This is a genomic window from Pasteuria penetrans (assembly GCF_900538055.1).
In the GTDB taxonomy this organism is placed as follows: Bacteria; Bacillota; Bacilli; order Thermoactinomycetales; family Thermoactinomycetaceae; genus Pasteuria; species Pasteuria penetrans.
This window is the reverse complement of sequence record NZ_UZAC03000001.1, coordinates 309,259-329,862: the sequence shown is the minus strand read 5'-3', so window position 1 is coordinate 329,862 and position 20,604 is coordinate 309,259. Positions and strand designations below refer to the sequence as shown.

The 20,604-nt window shown below is 44.6% G+C and carries 16 protein-coding genes; 12 read left to right on the top strand and 4 right to left on the bottom strand.

Going from position 1 to position 20,604, the window contains the following annotated elements:
- Positions 1-662: 662 nt before the first annotated feature.
- Together PPRES148_RS01360 and PPRES148_RS01355 are read right to left on the bottom strand one after the other, a co-directional pair.
- Positions 663-1,049 (bottom strand): transposase, encoded by a 387-nt coding sequence (locus PPRES148_RS01360; RefSeq protein WP_425468232.1) that lies wholly within the window; start codon positions 1,047-1,049, stop codon positions 663-665.
- 113 nt (positions 1,050-1,162) lie between these two features.
- Positions 1,163-1,696 (bottom strand): hypothetical protein, encoded by a 534-nt coding sequence (locus PPRES148_RS01355; RefSeq protein WP_149452888.1) that lies wholly within the window; start codon positions 1,694-1,696, stop codon positions 1,163-1,165.
- Between the two features lie 619 nt (positions 1,697-2,315).
- On the opposite strand from PPRES148_RS01355, the gene PPRES148_RS01350 reads away from it, so the two are divergent.
- The 3 genes from PPRES148_RS01350 to PPRES148_RS01340 all read left to right on the top strand — a co-directional run bounded on the left by PPRES148_RS01350 (position 2,316) and on the right by PPRES148_RS01340 (position 4,102).
- Positions 2,316-2,678 (top strand): hypothetical protein, encoded by a 363-nt coding sequence (locus PPRES148_RS01350; RefSeq protein WP_149452887.1) that lies wholly within the window; start codon positions 2,316-2,318, stop codon positions 2,676-2,678.
- 282 nt (positions 2,679-2,960) lie between these two features.
- Positions 2,961-3,545: a hypothetical protein gene (locus PPRES148_RS01345; RefSeq protein WP_149452886.1), complete on the top strand. Its 585-nt coding sequence runs from the start codon at positions 2,961-2,963 to the stop codon at positions 3,543-3,545.
- Between the two features lie 80 nt (positions 3,546-3,625).
- Positions 3,626-4,102 carry a hypothetical protein gene (locus PPRES148_RS01340; RefSeq protein WP_149452885.1) on the top strand — a complete coding sequence of 159 codons (477 nt, stop codon included), beginning with the start codon at positions 3,626-3,628 and terminating at the stop codon, positions 4,100-4,102.
- 178 nt (positions 4,103-4,280) lie between these two features.
- Here PPRES148_RS01340 and ileS read toward each other — a convergent pair whose 3' ends face one another.
- The gene (gene ileS, locus PPRES148_RS01335; RefSeq protein WP_187820339.1) at positions 4,281-7,424 is read right to left on the bottom strand and encodes an isoleucine--tRNA ligase; all 3,144 of its coding nucleotides are present in this window, start codon (positions 7,422-7,424) and stop codon (positions 4,281-4,283) included.
- Positions 7,425-7,649: 225 nt separating this feature from the next.
- Between ileS and lspA the strand changes: the two genes are divergently transcribed.
- The 8 genes from lspA to PPRES148_RS01300 all read left to right on the top strand — a co-directional run bounded on the left by lspA (position 7,650) and on the right by PPRES148_RS01300 (position 17,183).
- Complete coding sequence (gene lspA, locus PPRES148_RS01330; RefSeq protein WP_149452883.1) at positions 7,650-8,288, top strand: signal peptidase II; 639 nt, start codon at positions 7,650-7,652, stop codon at positions 8,286-8,288.
- Positions 8,252-9,220 carry an RluA family pseudouridine synthase gene (locus tag PPRES148_RS01325; protein WP_246142871.1) on the top strand — a complete coding sequence of 323 codons (969 nt, stop codon included), beginning with the start codon at positions 8,252-8,254 and terminating at the stop codon, positions 9,218-9,220. The genes lspA and PPRES148_RS01325 overlap by 37 nt, the downstream gene beginning before the upstream one ends.
- A 38-nt stretch (positions 9,221-9,258) precedes the next feature.
- A complete protein-coding gene (locus PPRES148_RS01320; protein WP_149452882.1) occupies positions 9,259-9,807 on the top strand; it encodes a hypothetical protein in 549 nt (182 codons plus the stop codon).
- A gap of 1,515 nt (positions 9,808-11,322) precedes the next feature.
- Entirely contained in the window at positions 11,323-13,032 is a 1,710-nt protein-coding gene (locus PPRES148_RS01315; RefSeq protein WP_149452881.1) for a transposase, read from the top strand.
- A gap of 1,350 nt (positions 13,033-14,382) precedes the next feature.
- Positions 14,383-14,556: a hypothetical protein gene (locus PPRES148_RS10400; protein ID WP_187820337.1), complete on the top strand. Its 174-nt coding sequence runs from the start codon at positions 14,383-14,385 to the stop codon at positions 14,554-14,556.
- 143 nt (positions 14,557-14,699) lie between these two features.
- Entirely contained in the window at positions 14,700-15,410 is a 711-nt protein-coding gene (locus tag PPRES148_RS01310) for a reverse transcriptase domain-containing protein (RefSeq protein ID WP_149452880.1), read from the top strand.
- Positions 15,379-16,026: a reverse transcriptase domain-containing protein gene (locus tag PPRES148_RS12725; protein WP_149452879.1), complete on the top strand. Its 648-nt coding sequence runs from the start codon at positions 15,379-15,381 to the stop codon at positions 16,024-16,026. Before PPRES148_RS01310 ends, PPRES148_RS12725 begins: the two co-directional genes overlap by 32 nt.
- 137 nt (positions 16,027-16,163) lie before the next feature.
- Entirely contained in the window at positions 16,164-17,183 is a 1,020-nt protein-coding gene (locus PPRES148_RS01300) for a transposase (RefSeq protein ID WP_149452878.1), read from the top strand.
- Between the two features lie 280 nt (positions 17,184-17,463).
- On the opposite strand, the gene PPRES148_RS01295 is transcribed toward PPRES148_RS01300, so the two are convergent.
- Positions 17,464-17,724 (bottom strand): hypothetical protein, encoded by a 261-nt coding sequence (locus tag PPRES148_RS01295; protein WP_149452877.1) that lies wholly within the window; start codon positions 17,722-17,724, stop codon positions 17,464-17,466.
- Positions 17,725-18,561: 837 nt separating this feature from the next.
- Between PPRES148_RS01295 and PPRES148_RS01290 the strand changes: the two genes are divergently transcribed.
- On the top strand, positions 18,562-18,774 hold the full coding sequence (locus tag PPRES148_RS01290; protein ID WP_149452876.1) for a hypothetical protein: 213 nt from the start codon (positions 18,562-18,564) through the stop codon (positions 18,772-18,774).
- Positions 18,775-20,604 lie beyond the last annotated feature (1,830 nt).

The following is a 20,604-nucleotide window of genomic DNA, read 5'->3' as shown; positions in this document are numbered from 1 at the left end:
TTCCCAAAATGGATTTGCTCCAACTAGTGGTTTTGATTTACCCGCGCACTGCCAGGGTCCTATAGCCCCGATTGGAGAATTAGGATGGAGAAGGAAAGCTAGGAGGTTGTTGTCATAGGATCGGAGGGACGAGTTACGGATTACGAATGTGGGAATTATGATACGAAAAATGGGAATTGATTTTACTTCGTGTCACTCATAGGGCAAATGTCGAAATAGTCGACCGTGGTGGATCAGAAACTGGGAGCTGAACGGGAACGGAACCGATTGTGGTCTAAGGTAAGGGATTGAGAAGGTAGGTATTTCCATAGTTTCGGGGGGAAAGGGAATGGGGAGACGACTATATACTTCAATGATTGGGTCGCCCAGGGATAAAGATAGGCAGCATCCGGACGGGTGTGTGCATTTTTCGGAGGGGATTTTTAGTCCCACTTTTTTGCCTCCTTGGGTGACCTTTTCTTGTATTTTTTAAGCATAATTGTCTTATTAATTTGTATAGATAGAAAATTCGTTCCTGTCTTCCAACCTCTTCTCGTCCATTCTTATTATGAATCTTATAGGGATTGGGAAAAAGGAGATTCTTACTTTACCAAATTTTCAATCTAAATCGCAAAAAACACATGATTCCATACTATTTCTGCTTTCTTCCCAATCCCTATGATTCATGCTATCCTCTGGTCCGTTGTTTCCTGCCATTTTTGGTGATCACGGAGACAGAAGAGGGTGGATATTCGATAAGCAGCCCTGTCATCAGGATAGCAGCGGGCTTTGTTCGTAATGCGTTTTAAATTACCGTTTAAATTCTCCAGGATGTTGGTACTCCGATTCGACTTCTGATGGGTAAGGTCGTGTCCGAGGTGGATGGTGATATCTCGCAGGCCCTTTCGCAATACTTTTACCGTTTTCGGGGCCACTTCTTTATAATCCTCGCATATCCTTATGCCAACTGCATAGGCCGTTTCACAATTTTTACGGAACAGTATAACAGAAAGATAAACAAAAAGAAAATGGAAATTAATTACCATTTTTAATGAATTAGGATGGGTCAAGTACTATAGTGACATAGGTAAAAAAGGGGGGGAAGAGCTAGAAAACCAAAATATACGTTTTATATTTTAATATAGTAAATTTATTTTATATAGTAGTCCATGGGAGAAGCACCTCAAATGGGGGGAAATCCTCCTCCAAAAGCCCTGTTCAGAAATTCACATCCCCAACGGGATGCTGCCCTCTGGATCATCATAGAGCCAAGAATATAGACTATAATGTGGTATTTCCATAATGCAAGGGTTTTTAATGTAAAAAATAGGGACTGATCCCACCTCCGTACCGCCGCAGGACAAATGCTGAAATACCCAAATCCCATGGATGGGCCTAAAACTGGGGGGCGAATCAGCGAATCAACACTGCCCCCCTTTACAGGGATGGTTACCCAACCAGTATCAGCATCCACTCTGTTGGTTATAAGGTACAGTTCTGCTGTTATCTTCGCTGTTATCGGAGACAACGAATGTAAAGATCCACGCAACAGTAACAACCCCAACAACAACCGGAACAGAGGACTTTTCCGATATGCGGTATGGGAACTAAGCACTGGGGCAACAACAAATACCGCAAATAATATCAATATGGTAATCATTTCCGTTTTATTTCCATATCTTTTGAACCCACCGCAACAAGTATGGTGGGGAACCACACCCGTGCGGGGAAGGTATACATAATTGCTGGTATTTTGTCAATAGGGATAGTGAACCAAAACTAAAACGACAATCTTTTAGCCTGGATGAGTCAGAAAGAGATCAGAAAAGAAGCAGAGGAACCATTATAGAAAGTTTGATATGGACCAATCATAGGTAAGACAACAAAGCGACAATAGCGTTAAAGCACCAAGGATAGCCCAAAGTAGGCCATCTTTGACATCGCCATGGGACCGTAACACACCCCTCCCCTGCGTATCACAATCATAATTGAATATCTCTGGTGCTGGTGCTGTTAAAAAGGTTCACAATTGTTTCCTGGGGTTCGAATAAAAATGGAAAGTGGGCTTTTGTGGATTCATAAAAATAACTACATAAATTTTTATGAAATCATACTATCCATAGCAGTTCGGTTCCCTAATTATGGTTAGGCTACCGGTATTATAATAATATTCTGAATATATAAACAAAATGGGATATGACCCTATCTTCCTACGTACACTCGAAACAACTTTATATGTATTACCCGAAAAATACTTCCAAAGAAACTTGAAGACCATCTGTTATTCCTATACAATCCTCTTTATACACACATATATAAAAGGAGGTTGATAACAGATGGTATCAGGGTATTGTACCATAGAACAGTCGAACTTGGAAGGGGTAGGGGAATGGATTGAATGCTTCGCGGATAAGTGGCGCTGGTGTTCCACCAAGGAAGAAATTAAACTTGCAACCCTTTGCGAGTATTACGCGAAACATGCTTCATGGTACAAGGAAACATATGCCGATTATCATAATACTATCGGTCAACCCTGCAAGGATATCCTTTTTACCATAATCCTGGAGTCCATTAAAGAAACCTTTGGGTGGACAGACAGGCCAAGAGCCCCCAAAAGGATCCCCTTGGGTTCCCCTGATTCCGTACCCAATCTAAGGTACGGGGGTTTCAATTTTGGGATGGTAGGTTCTGTACTATAAGCATTCGGGGGATTGTGGTTTCTACAATAGCTATTCTTCTTGCCTATTTGTGATATGCTTGACTCCTAGGATTTTCCCATGATACACTAACTTGTGTGTGTTGTTTGTAAGGTGTTTATGTCCAAAGTTGGGATTTATTTCGTGTGTCCCCGTTGATTGTGAAGGTCCCGACCGTTTGGTGCGGGGTGAATGGGCGACGGTCGGTTTTCTACTCATGCTCTATCCGGGTGGGGTAAGGAATTAGGTAGTATTCTACCATATTATGGAGGGAATTTGGTTACTATGAAAAGAAAATTGGTTGCTTCCTTGCTTGTGGCCTCTTCATCAGTTGCTTTGGGGGGAGTCGTCGAGGCGAGTGCTCCTTATCAGATTGTGGTCGATGGACAGACGGTATTGTCCAGTGGCAGTTGTGTGGCTAACTACCAATGCAACACTTCTCTAGTTGCAGGGGCCCAAGTGACTACACTGTTGCCGACAACAGTTTTGAATGGGCAGTTTGTATCCTTTGGACAGTTGCAGCCCATGTATTACACGGTAGGTGGTGGCGTTCAGACGCAGTCCGTTTTCCTGAATCAGCTGGTTCAGTTCCTATCTTCCCATAGGGGCGAAGTGCCCATGAGGTTTTCTGTTGCTTCTTCCCAGGGTTCCGAGCTTTATGGCGTGACCATGGTGAATTACAGCCAAGGGGAAGTAATAAGGAATGTCAACGAAATCATGAACCGTATGAGTAAGAGTAGTGGTGGCAGGTTTATAATTAAGACCTCCCAGCAGCGTGTTTTTGAATTTACCGTTACACCAGGTGATATAGCGGTATGGGAACAGTTGTACAAAGCTAATGTTCTTCCCGCCTACGTCCCTAGTTACTAAGACAACTTCGTTGTTTTCAGTTTAGTTGTGGGTTTGTGGTCAGGATTATCGACATATGAAGAGGGGTAGTTGTTTACATCATGAGAAAATACATCGTTTCCCTTGCAAGTATGGTCCTTTTGTCCACATTGGGTAGTGTTTCTTCTGCACATGTTGTCCGGTCAGATGATCACTTCGACTGGGAAGATGCTCGTGAAGTGTGCACCTCCAATCGCACCTACGATTATTTTGGTAATAGAACTCAGGTTAAGACATGCCAGAAAACCGTAATGCGTGTTATGCGCAAGGTTGAGAGGGCGGCTTGGTATGTCGACCATTACGCCGACAGATATGGATACGTTTTTGTCCGATTGGGTGGAACGGAGTACAGGATCAGTCGGCAGTACAGTCCACACGAGGTGCAGGAGATCATTGAGTCTCTACTCCATAGGGCTCACGGCAGAGGGATTGTAGAATTTGGGAGGCCTGATCCAAATACAGGAAGGATTCTCTATCGGGGGGTACCCTATATAGACAGGGAAGTCATTTCTGTAGCAGACCGTCTCCGGCCGTTTTGATCCCTTTTTCATATGAAAGGTTGTCAATAGCACCAGTCCCTCCCAATAGGGGGATGGTGCTGTTTTTGTTGATTGTCATAATCTTTTGGTACTAGTGTAGTATCGGATTACGCTTGTTTCTGAACTTGTATTGGGAACTCATACAGTAGTAGAATTATTTATAGTGGGGGCCTTGTTTCTATTTTTCCTGTGAAATCAGAATGCTATAATTCCTTTCCGACACTTGGTAATGGCGCGATTTCTGTGATTCCTCTGCTCGTTCATTGCGGAGGGTAAGTTTTTTCAGGAGGATACCTTTTTCTAGCAATTCTTGGTTCTCCTGGAGGGCACGATAAAGCTCTCTGTCCTCTGTCGTTAATTCCAGATTGATGCGGGCCTCCAAAGGTAGGGACATTTCTTTACGTAAGTTTTGGATCTGGCGGATGATATTTCGGATCCATCCTTCTCCTCGTAATTCCATTGTGATCGTAGTGTCCATGAATACGAAGATATTTTCCTTCGGGTGATGAACCATGGCCCATTGGGATAGGGGTTCCATGGTGACCGTAAACTGTTCCTTCGATAGAGTGCAGGTGACGCCATTGGACAATGTACAGGTTCCCCCTTCATTTTGTACCATGTTCCAGGCCTCATCCGATGGCAATTCTTGTAGGTGTTTCCGCAGTATGGTGGTAGATTTCCCATAGATGGGTCCTGCTGTAGGTAAGTGCAATTGTAAGCGGGGTTTTAGCATAGTAGGGAGCTCATCATTCGTTACCTCCGCTACTTTTTTTACGTTGAGTTCCTGCTTTAGGAGTTCACCCGCTTCCTGTCCTATCCTTATCGCTCTTCCATGTATCTTCAAACTAGCTAAGGGTTGTCGTGTGGGGATCCCTGTTTCGTTCCGAAGTTGGCGACCTAGCTCTACAATGGTGCGTGTCCTTGCCATTTCTTTTTCCAGGGAGGGATCACACTGGATGGGATCATAGCTGGGGTAGTCGGTCTGATGAACGCTCTTCCCATCGGTTAGGTTTCTATGAATGGTTTCTGTAACAAAGGGAAGAAAGGGTGCCAGGAGACGGCTCAGTGTAACCAAGGTGGAGTGAAGAGTGGTGAAAGCAGATCGTTTGTCTTCCGACATGCCAGTATCCCAGAAACGTGGGCGAGAACAGCGGATGTACCAGTTGCTCATATCGTCAATCAATTTGGCTAATTGTTTGGCAGCGGAGCATAGGTCATAACCCCGTAAAATGCGGATTACCTCCTGCGTGGTTGTATGGAGACGTGAGATCATCCAGCGATCCATCCAGTGTGGGGATGGGTCTGGTGTGGTGGGAGGTGCGAATTGATCCAATTCCGCATAGAGAGAAAAGAAGGAATGTGCGTTGACAAGGGTATCAATGATCTGGGATTTGGCCTCTGCCACAGAGGTATCGGAGAAGCGTTTTTCCTGCCAAGGGGAGCCATTAGCATAAAGCGACCACCGGAAGGGATCCGCGCCGTATTCATTGATAATGGACCATGGATCCACGGTATTCCCCTTACTTTTTGACATTTTTTGTCCCCTTTTATCTAGGACAAGACCGGTGGCTAGTACTGTTTTGTATGCGGGTGGAACTTCTAGTAGAGCGGATATAGTGAGCAAACTAAAGAACCAGCCACGGGTTTGGTCGATTCCTTCACAGATGAAGTCAGCGGGGTATTGCTCCCGGCCCTCAGGGTCCTCAGAAAAAGGAAGATGGTATTGTGCAAAGGGCATAGAACCGCTGTCGAACCAGACATCAATGACCTCGGGGGTGCGGCGCATATGCCCCTCGCAATGAGGACAGGATACCTCGATAGAATCGATCCCTGGTTTATGAGGATCCCAGGGCCGTGGTGGTGGGGTTTTTGTCATCCGTTTTTCTAGGGAAGAGAAGCTGTCGGGAACGAAGAGAGCATCGCAGGATGTACAGATCCAGACATTGAGTGGTGTTCCCCAAAAGCGGTCACGACTGATATTCCAATCGACGAGGTTGTCGATGAAGTTTCCAAAACGTCCCTTTTGAACATGGCTGGGTAGCCAGCGGATCTGTTCATTGTAGGCTTGTAGGCGTTCCTTGATGGCTGTGGTTCGAATAAACCAGCTTGTTGTGGCCATGTACAGGAGGGGCGTGTCACAACGCCAGCAGAAGGGATAGCTATGTTCATGGTGGCCAGAATGAACGATACGTCCCGCCCTATGTAATTTTTTTATAATTTCTTCATCACAGTCTTTGACAAATCTGCCTGCAAAATCGGTAACTTCCTCCCGGTATCGGCCTCTAGAATCTACCAATTGTAGTACAGGCAACTCATTTTCACGGGCCGCACGTTCGTCCTCTTCACCATGCGCGGGGGCCATGTGGACAATCCCTGTTCCACTGGTTGCGGTAACGAAGGAAGAAGCTATCACTCGATAGGCAGGTGTGGTTTGCTGTGTCCCCTGGTAGGGAAAGGGGGCTTGGTAGGTTAGACCCTCTAGGTCCCTTCCCCGATAGCGTTCCACAATTTGATAGTCCTCATTTCCAAAGAGGGTATCCACCAGGTCCGCAGCGAGAATGTATTGATTCTGTTGCCGGGCTATCCGTACGTATTCTATGGTGGGATTCACTGCAAGGGCTACGTGGGATGGTAGCGTCCATGGCGTAGTGGTCCAAGCAAGAAGGGAGATATGGGGTTTGTCGACAAGGGGGAAAGAAACGATAATGGAGGGGTCCCGTACTTCTTTGTATCCCTGAGAGACTTCATGGGAACTCAGCGTTGTTTGGCAGCGTGGGCAGTAAGGACTCACCCGGTGTCCTTGCTGTAGAAGGCCCTTTTGGTGTATTTTAGCGAGGGCGTTCCAAACACTCTCGATGTAATCTGGATCCAGTGTGATATAGGGATTTTCCAAATCGACCCAATAACCGATAGCCTCGGTTAGTTTGTGCCAGGACTCCTTGTACCGGAAGACATTTTCACGACAGTCTTGAATGAATGTATCGACACCATAGGCCTCAATAGCCTCCCTCCCATCCAATTTTTTGGCTTTTTCCACACCTAATTCCACTGGGAGGCCATGTGTATCCCAACCCGCCTTAGGGTACACGTAGTATCCACGCATGGTTTGGTAACGTCCAACAAAATCCTTGATCACGCGGGCCAAAACATGGCCAATGTGGGGTTCTCCATTTGCGCCAGGGGGACCTTCGTATATCACAAAACGGGGGCGATGGGCACGATTTTTCATAGCGGCTACAAAGGTTCCTTCTTCCCGCCAAAGCTGCAGGATACGATCCTCGCGTGAACGGGCACTCTCACGTGCGTTGATGCGTTGAATCATAGGTCTCACCACCGTGTCTTTTCTATAGACATATTTCATGAAATTTTTCTATGGTTGGCTTTGTAAGAACAGAGGAACCAAAAAAATCCCCTAGCGGGGCACTTTTGCGACATTCTATCATGGAATGGGGTGCGTAGGCAACATTTCCGAACGGGGTGGTTGTTTGGGATGCTTGGGGGTTGATTGTGTTGGGCCCCCGTTCCTGATGATAGAGGTTCTCTCTTTATGGGATCATGGTATGGTAGGCGGGTAGTTCCCGTTTTCCCGTTCCATTACCGGATGGAAACCCAGAACCAAGGTGGACGGAAGAAACCCAATGTCATTCATAAAAAGATATTAACAATAGAGGATGGGGTCGCAATGGGTATGTTGGCAGAGAAAAATAGACCCTACGGTTTTCTATTAGTACTTTTTTCTATCATGGCTGGTATTCTTGCAGTGGATCAATGGAGTAAGGCTTGGGTTGTGCAGGAGATGGACAGGAATTCATCCTGGCCCGTCATTGAAGATTTTCTTCACATCACGCGCCATTACAATTACGGTGCGGCGTTCGGTGTTTTACAAAAACAGAAGTGGTTGATTGTTTTGGTATCGGTGGTAGTTCTATCCTTTCTCTTGTATTTCCTGCCTAAGTGGTCCCGAAAGGATCCACTTCAGGGGGTAGCAGCTGCTCTTTTGACTGGGGGAGGAATAGGAAATTTGATCGATCGTATACGGTTTGATGCAGTGGTGGACTTTTTTCAATTCCGTTTCTTTATTAAGGATTTTCCTTCCTCCATTTTCAATGTGGCTGATGTAGCCATTGTCACCGGTTTGGGGATATTTTTATGGATCCTATTCAAAAGAGGAAGGATTGCATTGTGATCAAATCCGGGTGTTGGGAATGGATGGTAGGTGCAGCGGAGGAAGGGCAAGGTCGTTTGGATAGGGCATTGACTCATTTTGAGCCTAGCTGGTCACGTACGCAGGTACAGTCTTGGATTGATGCGGGTAGAGTACTTGTGGACGGGTTGCAGGCCAGGGCGAGCCAGCGGGTGCGCCCTGGTATGCGCATTGTTGTTTCTATTCCCCCTGCTGTTCCTAGTCGTTTGCAACCTGAGGACGTACCTCTGGACGTTCGCTATGAGGATGACGATGTTTTGGTGGTCAATAAGCCGGCGGGAATGGTGGTTCATCCTGCACCTGGACATTATGAGGGTACCCTGGTAAACGCCTTACTGGCTCATTGTGGCGATAGTTTACGTGGTGTAGGGGGGGAGTGTCGTCCAGGTATTGTCCATCGCCTCGACAAGGATACCTCGGGTTTGTTGGTGGTGGCCAAACATGATACGGCGCATCGTCTCATGACCCAGCAATTGCGCGATCGTAGGGTGAAACGTATGTATTGGGCCCTGGTACAGGGACGGATCCCACGGGAGACAGGTAGGGTAGATGCTCCTATTGCCCGTGATCCCCTGGATAGGAAGCGTTTTCGTGTCCTCAACAAGGGGAAACGTTCCATCACACACTATGTAGTAGAGAAGCGCTTTGCCTATGCTACTTTGGTGCGGTGTCGATTGGAGACAGGGAGAACCCATCAGATCCGTGTTCATTGTAAGTATATGGGTTTCCCCATTCTGGGGGATCCCGTGTATGGTCCACGTAAGTCTCGATACCATCTTGATTTACCGGGACAGGCTTTACATGCTGGGGAGTTGGGTTTTCATCATCCCCGAACGGGTGAGTGGACGGAGGTGGGAATGGGTTTATCTGTTGGGATGGAGCAATCGATAGCTATGTTGGAGGGAGTACCCTAGGGCGTTGGTTTTGATTTCAAAGGGGGGAATGTATCAGATTGTTGGTGGAGACCATCCGTTTTTCTGTCTTTTTCCATGGGGGGATATTTTCGTTTCGTATGGGTTTCCTAGACCCATACGTCCCCCACATGGACAGAAAATCAGGTAAAAGAGGTCTCTCCTTGATGCAAAGGGGAAAGGGGCTAGAAACAGCAGTCCTGTTGTGGGCACGGGCATGGACAACATATGGGTTCAACACAGCACGTGATTTTGCGACATTCCTGAACTATCCGCGGTCTGCATTGGATGAATTCCTGGCAACATTTTTTGTTGGATTCACAGCATTTGTGATGATGATCATGATCAGGGTGGGAGTGTTGGTTCGGGTAACTGTTCTCAACATGATTATAAGTTGGTTGACTCACAGCAAGTGTCCTTTTGTGGCTGCTGTACCTTCTTTTTACCGTAGATTTCAAACCGCATTTTTTTCTCATGAATACCATGGCCCCCCGATATATTTTATTCTATATTTTTTAATGAAGGGTCTATCTTCTTGCGAAGGAGGAAGTGGAATGATATGGCAGTTTATAGGAGCTGCCATGTTTTAGGATATGTTTTTACTTTATAATAAACAGTATGTTTAACTAAATTGTAATAATTATATTATATACCTATGGTAGAGGGTATTTCTATGTAATGTTGCCAGGTAGGAGCTATCCCTGTTGGGTTCCCATAGGGTTATCCCTGTTATGGCCCCCGCCCACAGGGGAAGTGATAGGTGGGCGGGGAGCTCAGTTTCCATTGGGTGGGTACCCACAGTGATAGTTTCTTTGCATGGGAAATAGAGAGAGGGTTGAACCGGGATTGTCTAGTGAAGCGATCCAGATCTTAGTTTTTATTTATCGAAGAGATCACTGGGGAATTGTAAATTTGTTATGATTCCCAATCTCTTCCTACTGAGCAGAGGATCCTTCGGTAGTTGTAAAGGGGGTACGTGTTTTAGTAGTGATGATGGCATTTTTCACAAGGGCGACATATAGGTTTTATACAGTGTTTGATTTTGTAGCATTGTTGAACCACTTTGGGTTTACACTTGATGAATTCTCGACAGCATTCATTATGGTGGCCATGTCCATGGCCATAATAGACTTTTTTGTAACTATGACGACATCTTTTTACCCTGGGCTTATAGACGTATTTTCTTCCTACTAACATAGTGTATCCCCCATGTTCTATAATTTTTTAGAAATAATAGGAAGATAAGTTTTCTTCTTGAGCTGAGAAGGTTTTTTTAGCAGTTAGTAGGGACTGCCATATTCATTATGATATGTTTATCTCTTGAATAATAACTAGTACATTTTTATCATTTATAAATAATTATTATTATAAAACAGGTGAAAAAATAATGTCGGGCGGGACTGGATTCCATCCGTCTCTAACGTATATAAAAAAACGATATGCGTAAAGGATTATATATTGAAATATTATATAAATTTTATTTAAACAAAAATGTATACTCCTATCATTATCTCCCTTTATTATTACAGCTTACGGGGCACACCCCCAGGGGGAAATCACGCACGCGATCAGACACAATCTGCTTGACAAAATTAATCTGCTTGACAAAATTACGATAAATATATTAGAATACCCCGAGTATCGTTTATAGTATGGTTATGTGTGTGTTAAAGGGAGGGTTCTTTATTAAGGAGCGTGTAGGGTCAAAAAAACTTTCCGTAGTCCTACATCTATGGGAATGTGTTGGTCTTTCCGGTCCTTTCTAGGATTTTTTATATCTGGTGCTACCGCAGAAAGGAACGATCCGACAAGTACCGCCCAGAGCATTGGTTTCCAAAATTTGGTTCCCTCCCCGACCTATAATAAAATTTAATAAATATAGTAAGGTTATTTGATAGTACTTGCTCTTTCATTCAATGCATCCCCAGGAAATGGATCAGCACGATATTTCATAATAAACAGTTTATTTAGATTATTATGTATCAAACCATGGTAATTAAATCTTGTTAGTTAAAAAACATGGTAAGAGATATGGAAAAGCCATCTATCCTTGTTGTATAATCTTCCTTATAAAAATAAAAAAATATAAGGAGACTAGAGGACAGATGGCTTCCCAACGTTGTAACACAATACCCAATGACTACGAAACAGAGGAAATAGAACAAAGGGAAACTTACTTGCAGAATCGTCTATTATCCATGGTGGGTACGAAACAACCTTCTGATATAGAATTTGTTTTCATCCTCCTTGGCCTGTTCTTCACCGAATATGCATCCTTATATAGGAAGAGATACAGTGGTTACCACAATACCATTGGGAGGCCATGCATACATATACTCACACCATTGATTTTCGACATAATCAAGGAGTTTTTACGGTGTAGCGACCGTATGCTGATCATTCAAATTCCACGCGAAGGCCCTCTCTTTGAGGCATTGGGTGGTAAAGAAGGTAGACCACTTATGGGTGAAAGAACACTATATGAGAGTCGAAATCGCCTCAATGTCTATGAGGAAACCGAAGGCTATAATGTGAAGGAACAGTTCTACTCCGACTTCACCCAATTTTTGATGGGGATCGTGGGCATGGATCCCAGTATTTATCGGATGGATTCAACCCTTATCGACAGCTGTATCAGGAAACTGAGCCGCAATATGTTGATTTTCTTGGTGATTAGGATTTCGGTTCGTACGATGGCCAAACTTGCCCTACCTCTTCCTTCCGAATGGGAGATCTTCTTGCAACCAGATTGCGGGATGGCCGATGTGAACGAAGCCCAGGCCTATTCTTATAGGTCCCTCCTCCTTCTACCAGCAGATCACCCAACGGACAAGATGAAACGGAGGGCAACACTGCTAGAGATTTGCCTAGCCCTCAAACACTTTGGGAACCAGTACAAGGAGTTTCAATCCGCCCCAGTCCATATACTGTTGCAAAGGGTGATAGGAGAGCAGACAGAGGGAGTGGAACAGGAAGGGCAAAAGAAACTCATGGTGCGTTCCACCTCGCCATCAGGCAGTCTGCAAAGCCCCTTTGATCCAGACGCCCAATGTCGTATCAAGGGTAAGCAATTGTGTAGAGGGTATGTTTGTAACCTTGTCGAGGCTCGTGATGAGGTGAAGGGATTGAGTATACTCACCCATGTAAATACCCAAGGGGCACTTCACTCCGATAAGGATTTTGGAGTTGACTATATATCCAACCATGCACCAGAGGACAACAAGACCTTGTATTTCGACGGAGGGTACAACTGCCATGAGGTAAGGGAGGCGGCTAAAGAACGTACTATCGATATACACCCAACCGATATGTTGGGAAGAAAGGAAAATCCCAGTAAAAAAAGGGTAAGCGGGTTCAAGAGAGGAAAGGATGGAAAGATCCATCGGTGTCCTGGTGGCAAGACCCCCGACTCATCCACGTACCAACCCGGAGAGAAGGGCAAGGGTAAGATAGTGGCCCGCTTCCATGAGGGGACTTGCGGGGGATGTAAATTTGCCGAGCAATGTGCAGCCAAACCTCTGAAGAGGGGGGAAAGGGTCCTGCGCACCACAGATCAGTCCTATTCAACGGCGGAACAACGAGACAAAATGGAGCAACCGGGGTACAAAGAGAAGGGTAATCGTCGTGCGGCTGTGGAGGGGGTTTGTTCTTCTATGAAGAACCGTTTTCAGGCGGCCAAAATGAAGGTGCGTGGTAAGACGAGGGTGGCACGGGCCATGATGGCAAAAGGATCTGCTTATAATTTATCCCAGGCCGTTCGTTATCTTCAAAAGAAGATCAGGAAGATAAGGATAAGATCACCCATAACTACATAGGGTTTAATATATAATACTATTTAAATAAAAAATAAAATTCGACTTTATGTCGGTTTCTTTGGTGTGCGCAAAAGGGGCGAGATAGGAACCGGATCCTATGATTCCACGGTGATTTCGGTGGTTCAACAAAAAATAACCGATCGCACGAAATTTTCAGGTGCAATCCCCCTAGAAAGGGGTACCTTTCCACCCCAAAGAACTTACGCCGGAAATACCCAAGCAGACTGTTTTTATATACATTAACAATATAAACATTTCCTGAACACATCATTTAATCTACAAAAATATTTTAATAAGTTTGATACCTTTTTTCGCGGTAGCACCAGTACTAATTTTAAGTTATGGAAAATGCAAAAAATCCCTCTTGAGGTATCTCCCCGAGTTGATCGCTGTGTCCATTATTGTAAAATATATGTAATATAATAAATTTTTACTTATTACCCTATATATACGATTACTCCTTTGTTATAATTTGAAAAAATATATCTATGAAAATAAGGGAGTAGATATAGATGTCCTATTCCATAGACGATATGTGTGTCAAGAAGTCGGTCAAGAGATGAAGGTTGCTCGGCCCTTCGTAACCGGCTGATAGGTAGCAGGTTACAAACCGCCTAGTGCTGTGTGTCAAGAAGTCGTTCAAGAGATGAAGGTTGCTCGGCCCTTCGTAACCGGCTGGTAGGTAGCAGGTTACAAACTGCCTAGTGCTGCTGGGGTAAAGTGCCCTGGTTGTGAGCGATCTAGGAAAAGGCAGGGCATGACCCTGTCAGGTGGGAATCGGGGAGATCAGCGAAAGCGAACCGTTCGAAGACGCATCGAAAGGCGTAGTCCATGTCAAAACCGAGGTGGGGCACTAACGTCGGGATAAACCGTGGGGGACGACCTATCTTCTGCCCCGGTGGCATGCGGTGTACAGGCGGGATGAACCCGATTTAGGCTCTTGGTCGGAACTTGAGAGATCGTCGTACGGCGTCCGGCTGTCGCCAGATGGAAAGACCGAGGATAAACCGAGGTTCCGTGCACGAAGTCGGATCAGCTCATAGTAGTGTGGAAGCTTCTGTAATGGGAGTGGAGCGAAGGGGCTGACTCATCCTGAGGAGGACAGTAAAATGAAACTTTAGTGGGAGATCCGCTGGAGGAGATCACTGGAACCTCGGAGCAACATCCCTATAATCGAAGTATGACCTAAAGGGTCTGAAGATTGGGATGGGATGAGAAGAGCTGGATGATGCGAGAGTATCACGTCCAGTTCTGTGAGGGACTCGGCTGAAATGCCGGGTCTACTCGACGCTGGGGTTAAATGCCTTGGTTGTGAGCGATCTAGGAAAAGGCAGGGCATGACCCTGTCAGGTGGGAATCGGGGAGATCAGCGAAAGCGAACCGTTCGAAGACGCATCGAAAAATGTAGTCCATGTCAAAACCGAGGTGGGTATCGGACGTCGGGATGAACCGTGGGGGACGACCTATCTTCTGCCCCGGTGGCATGCGGTGTATAGGCGGGATGAACCCGATTTAGGCTCTTGATCGGAACTTGAGAGATCGTCGTACGGCGTCTGGCTGTCGCCAGATGTAAAGACCGAGGGCTAACCGAGGTTCCGTGCACGAAGTCGGATCAACCCATAGTAGTGTAGAAGCTTCTGTAATGGAAGTGGAGCGAAGGGGTTGAATTGCCTGCATGTTTCAGAGAAGTACAGCAACTTGGATGGAAATTACCGGAAGAGGAGACTGGTATGAAGCAAGCAACATCGGACCAAAATCCAGACAGATACAATATACAGCAGAAAGAGGTACTGAAGGCGTGGCATCAGGTAATGTCTAACGATGGAGGTCCTGGAGTGGATCAGCAGACGATTACCGCATTCGCATACGATCTGAGAAGTAATTTGTATGTGATATGGAATCAACTCTGCGCAGGATCCTACTTCCCCTCCAAGGTTAGGCGTGTGTGGATTCCCAAGTCATGCGGTGGAAAAAGGCCACTTGGCATACCCACGGTAGCAGACCGGGTAGCCCAGACGGTAATAAAGAATCGGCTTGAGCCTCTCCTAGAGACCCACTTTCATGGAGATTCCTATGGATGTCGCCCCAAGAGATCAGCGCATCAGGCGTTACGTGTAACCCGTGAGCGCTGTTGGGAGTACGACTGGGGAATCGACCTCGACATAGTGGGCTTCTTTGACAACATTCCGCATCACCTCATTTTGAGGGCCCTTGAGCACGTTGGGGCGGATAAAGTAACGTTACTCTATTGCAAGAGGTGGCTTAAGGCACCGGTATTATTACCTGATGGGACGAGCGAGGAAAGGGTTAAGGGCACGCCGCAAGGTGGAGTCGTAAAGTCCCCTCCTGGCCAATCTGTTCCTGCACTACGCTTTTGATCAATGGATAGAAACGGAGCACCCCGATATACGTTTTGCGAGGTATGTAGATGATATTATCGTCCACTGCCGGAACAAAGCGCAAGCTGAACATCTTCTTTCAGAAATTCGGCAAAGATTGGCAGAGTGCGGGCTGGAACTGCATCCGGAGAAGACCAAAATCTTCTACTGTGAAGATGATAGGCGGAACGGGAATCATGATGTTGTTGCCTTTGATTTTCTAGGGTACGCATTCAAGGCCCGTGAGGTCAGAAGTCGTCGTACAGGGGTGAGATCTGTGGGTTTCGTACCAGCCATAAGCCAAAAATCTAAAAGCAAGATAGCTAGGCAAGTTGGGAAGCTGGGCATCCCAAGTAGAGTGGGCATAGATCTGGAGGAGATAGCAAACCTTCTCCATGCCAAACTCATGGGATGGCTTACCTATTATGGCGCCTTCTACCCTTCGGCCATTAGGAATTTCTTGCGTGACCACATCGACCAAGTTCTGGCTCGATGGGCCACGAAGAAATACAAAAAGCTGAACAATTGGAAAAAGGCCCTGAGATGGGTTCGATATATACGGGGAAAGTACCGAAGGCTGTTTGTACACTGGCATCTGAATAGGACAAGATCCTAATGGGGCAATAAGAGCCGTATAATGGGAGACTATTAAGTACGGTTCTGTGAGAGGGTTGGCTGAAATGCCAGCCCTACTCGACAAGTAATTTTCCAGATCTTCATGGGAAATTAGAAAGAAAAAAGAGAAGAGAACAGGTGAGGAAAAAGAAACCCAATCTTTCAGAACAGCCTTGGGAAGATCATGAGGGCATAGGGGTAGAAGAAAAAAGCCGACTGCTTATGCTGCAGACATTAGCTACCACGGTCTACGGTCTCCCGAATGAGGAGAAGTCAAGCCGTACCCGTGTGATCGATCACCGTGTGTCGATATTGTGCTGTTTCGTTATGGCTATTTGGAATTTACAAAGTGAAAGAGAATTAATAAATGTTATAAATGGAAATAAAATGATAAGAGATATTATAGGGATTACGAAAGGGTTTAGTCGATCATTATATGATAAAAACATTAAAAAATGTATTGCAAAAAACGGAGAAACAATAATTTTTAACCTATTAGAATTTCTTAGTGAAGAAGATCAGAAGGTTATATTGTCGGAAATAAAGGAAAAATATCTTTTCTTGGATCAAGTGATTGTGTCGACAAGCAGACGGGCGAAAGATACGGCCACCCTTCGGAACTATAAGGGCTTTCACAGGGGAATAGGAGTAACCGTGGTGGCAACCATGGACGGCAGGATACCGTTGGTATTGGCCATGGGCCCCGCAAATTTAGGCGAGGTTGAAGCGTCCTGTTTACTGATCCCCGAGATATCAACCTTAGGATGTAGGGGCCTAGTAGCAGACAGTGCTTACGACGTACATGATCTGTTCGAATTATGTAAACAACACGGTTTAAAATTACTGGCTGGATATAATAAGAGAAGAGCCAAAACACCGAACTCCATCACCAGTCCACTGCGAAAGGAGAATTTTTATCAACTACAAACAAAGGGATGTAAAGAGTTAATGAAAAAACGTTCATCAGGAGAGCACTGTTTCACAATACTAAAGCATACAATGGGGCTAGATAAACATAGACCAACGTCATATAATCAGGCATTCATGCTAATTGTTTCATATATGATGACTATATGCTTTGATAGTATGATTCAGAAAAAGAATAACATAAACATAAGAAAGTCCCCGGGTAGACGTTTTTACCAGCAGATTTCCTGAAGGGGGCATCAATCTAATAATTTAAAATTTTCAAAAAACTATCAGAACATCCCGGTACGCACTATGATGGTAATATTTTACATAATAAGGAAGAAAAACCCTGGTATGAACTGGATAATCACGATGAGCATCGATTTCCAATTATATTGACGATTGTACCAGGAAGGCACCTTGATTTTAGATCATTATGTTCATCTTAATAAAATATATGTATATTTTATTTCTATAAATATTATTACACAATATCGATATCAATAAACATTTTTTTGGGTAGTAATACTTATAGACGTAAATAGGAGGGGGCTGTTCGCACCCCTCTTAGGGTAAAAAGGATATCCTTACACGGTTGACCAATCGTATTATGATAATCGGCATATGTTTGCCTGTACCATGAAGCATGTTGCCTGTAATACTCGCAAAGGATTGCAAGTTTAATTTCTTCTTTGGTGGAACACCAGTGCCACTGATTCGCAAAGCATTCCATCCATTCCTCTACCTCTTTCAAATTCGACTGTTCCATGGTATAACGCCCTGGGATCATCTGTTATCAACCTCCTTTTTTATAGTATAAAGAGGATTGTATAGAAATAACAGATGGTTCTCAAGTTTTTTTGGCAGTAATTTTCAGGTGAAACATAAAAGTTGTTTCGAATGTACATGGGAGAAAGGGGTCACATCTTGTTTTGTGTATATATTTCAGAATATTATTATAAATATCGATGGCCCGGCCGTAATTTGGAAACCAAACTGCTATGGATAATATGATTTCTTAAAAGTATATATAATTATTTTTATGAATCCGCAAAGGATCATTCCCTATTTTTATTGGAACCTCAAGAAACAATTGCGAACCTTGTTAACCGCGCCAGCACCATCAACTAGGGTTATAGGGCAGCCCGGTGAACTCAAACGATCTGTTTGCCTATCATCCGTTCTCCATATGCTATTCCATAATACTGCCTACCTGATTCATGCAATAATTTCATACCCTAAAGCCTCTGTTCATCCACCCGCTATAAACAGCGGAGACCCGTTCCTTCTTGCATCATATGAAAAAAAATTTTAAAAATGATTAATCTTAAGTATTAAAACAAAAATATGTTATTTATATAAATAAAGTATAATTATATAATCTAAATCAATGTTGAATGAAAACAATAGTGAACTCAATCCTTTTTTCCTTGGGTTGCCAATACATAGGACTATATATTATGATCTTGCTTATACTTGATTTGTTTACATCGATATTTAGGTGTAACATTTTAGTATAGCAAGTGGGAGAGGGTGGATAGTTCACTACAATCTGTAGCATTATACGGACTACGATATTTTCAACATTGTATCGATAAAATTAAATTCTATAGGAGTGGTCTACATTATGAAATTGTTTGGATGGAATGGAAAAATAGTAAAATCTGTTGCATGTGTGATGTTGCCCACGACCTTTCTTTTTTCCCCCATATCCCATACAGAGGCGGCGGAGCCGAGTGCTTTCTGGGGCAGGGTAATGCAGATGGTTGCCATGGAGCTTGTTCCCAAGGTTCTCATGTCCCCGACGCCATGCAGAAACAGTGATGGGAGTCTTTGTTAAGGATAGGCCTGGTATCTCAGATGGTCTTTCCGTCTCTTGTGGCCCACCCATCCTACCGGCCAGGACAGGACGTGGGTACCTGTTATTTTTTCATGTGGAATTGTTTCCTAATTTGTGGTGTTGATGCCAATACTATGTTTATTTTTGCATCAACACCATGGGTTTGTTTGTTGTGTAACCTTTATGCTTGCTGATGAGAAATTTCATAAGTAGGACAAATCCCTATGGGGGATGGATATCCCCCTGGAAACCCTGATGATCTGTCCGTGAATGTGGGCTCCCTTGTGTAAAATCCCCCTACTCAGATGGGGGAGATTCTGTATTTTACGGACCCCCTTTACAAAACTGTGTGGGTTGCCCTTATAGTATACGTATACGCTCCCACATAGGTTTCACAGGGAATCCAGCTTCTGCAGTGTTTTATGTTGTTCTGTGATGCATTCTGGTGATCCCCTCTCCCTTTGCTATCTTCCCCATACGAATTACAGTTTGCAGTTACGTATTTCCCTGTTTTTCGCACAGATTGTGTGTAGACGCACTTCTTGGTTTGTATAGGTTGTTCTCTTCGTTTGTCCCCCGTTCCGAACTTGGTTGTTGAATCCTTCAGTGTCCATGATGCCCGGGTTGGGGTGCAGATTTCTAGAAAGAGTAAGACGTTGTTAGGTAGGTGGTTTCTTTACACAGATGAGTAATTGTGGAGGGTCGTCGGTTCACTTCCCTTGATTCATGCTTTCAGTTTATGGACTTGTGGGGGTCTTAGGGAATCATTGCAGTGGTTTTTTGGATCTTAGGGAATACGTTGAAGTGTAGGGCGGATGAATGGTACGGTTGGTCACGGGTTCATCGTAGTACGATGCTTGGACATGGGGTGCATTGAATTTTGTTATCGATTCCAGATATTGTTCCAGGGGTTATTTTTTTGATTTTCTTATTGATTGTTGTCGTTCTTTTTTCTATTCCATTTGGCTGGTATAATTCCTTTATAATGGATAGGGGATTCGGGACTTTTGGACGTATAATAGCATTTTCTCTTGGTTTATTTTTTTTTCATGTAACTTTCAATATGGTTTTAGGAGTACTTTCCGAGGTCTTTTCCCCGTTCCTGTAGGGAACATGCCTATGAAGCATTTTGCGTGCGACTCATTGGGGAGGGATCTTGGCCGCATATCGGACTTGGGGGTTCAGTCTCGGGAGTGGGAATAGGCAACTCACCCCCTATCAGGTAATAAGGGGTTGTTGATATGAAAACAGAACTAAATTTCCCGGGGCCCCCCTTTTTCGGACGGGTCTCCGTACTTTAATGATTACGGAACCAGTAGGACCTAGGACGGTCCTATTTTTTTATGGTTAATAATAAAAAAGACAACGGAGAGAATTGAATCAGCATACCCATACTGCAATGTTGGGACCGTGCAATTTCTTGTGGGGAATGCCCTATCTATGAATCTAGTCTCACCTTTTCGTAAAGCAATTGAGTAACATAATAACATTTTGTTATGACACTGTTCCTGTTTTTGTATCCCAGGGGTATTTATCTTATTTCATATGAATTTTTATAAAATTTTCACTGTCGAGTAGGGCTGGCATCTCAGCTAACCCTCTCACAGAACCACACGTAATACTCTCGCATTATGTGGCTCTTATGGTCCCATAGGATTTTGTCCATTCAGAACCCCAGTCTGGTGTCACGTTCTCCGTACCTCCCTCTGCTGTGTTCTATCCGGATTTCGATCTGATGTTGCCTGGTCCAACTGCGATCATCTCCTTGTCTCAGATTGTGCGTCCAGTTAGACCCATCGGGTCTAACCCACGATCATCTCTTTGCTTCGG

Coding starts and splice junctions, on each gene's coding strand:
- PPRES148_RS01340 (WP_149452885.1), top strand. CDS start 3,626: ATGAGAAAATACATCGTTTCCCTTGCAAGTATGGTCCTTTTGTCCACA.
- PPRES148_RS01325 (WP_246142871.1), top strand. CDS start 8,252: ATGGATCCTATTCAAAAGAGGAAGGATTGCATTGTGATCAAATCCGGG.
- PPRES148_RS01315 (WP_149452881.1), top strand. CDS start 11,323: ATGGCTTCCCAACGTTGTAACACAATACCCAATGACTACGAAACAGAG.
- PPRES148_RS01350 (WP_149452887.1), top strand. CDS start 2,316: ATGGTATCAGGGTATTGTACCATAGAACAGTCGAACTTGGAAGGGGTA.
- PPRES148_RS01290 (WP_149452876.1), top strand. CDS start 18,562: ATGAAATTGTTTGGATGGAATGGAAAAATAGTAAAATCTGTTGCATGT.
- PPRES148_RS01345 (WP_149452886.1), top strand. CDS start 2,961: ATGAAAAGAAAATTGGTTGCTTCCTTGCTTGTGGCCTCTTCATCAGTT.
- PPRES148_RS01295 (WP_149452877.1), bottom strand. CDS start 17,724: ATGATCCCAGGGCGTTATACCATGGAACAGTCGAATTTGAAAGAGGTA.
- ileS (WP_187820339.1), bottom strand. CDS start 7,424: ATGATTCAACGCATCAACGCACGTGAGAGTGCCCGTTCACGCGAGGAT.
- lspA (WP_149452883.1), top strand. CDS start 7,650: ATGGGATCATGGTATGGTAGGCGGGTAGTTCCCGTTTTCCCGTTCCAT.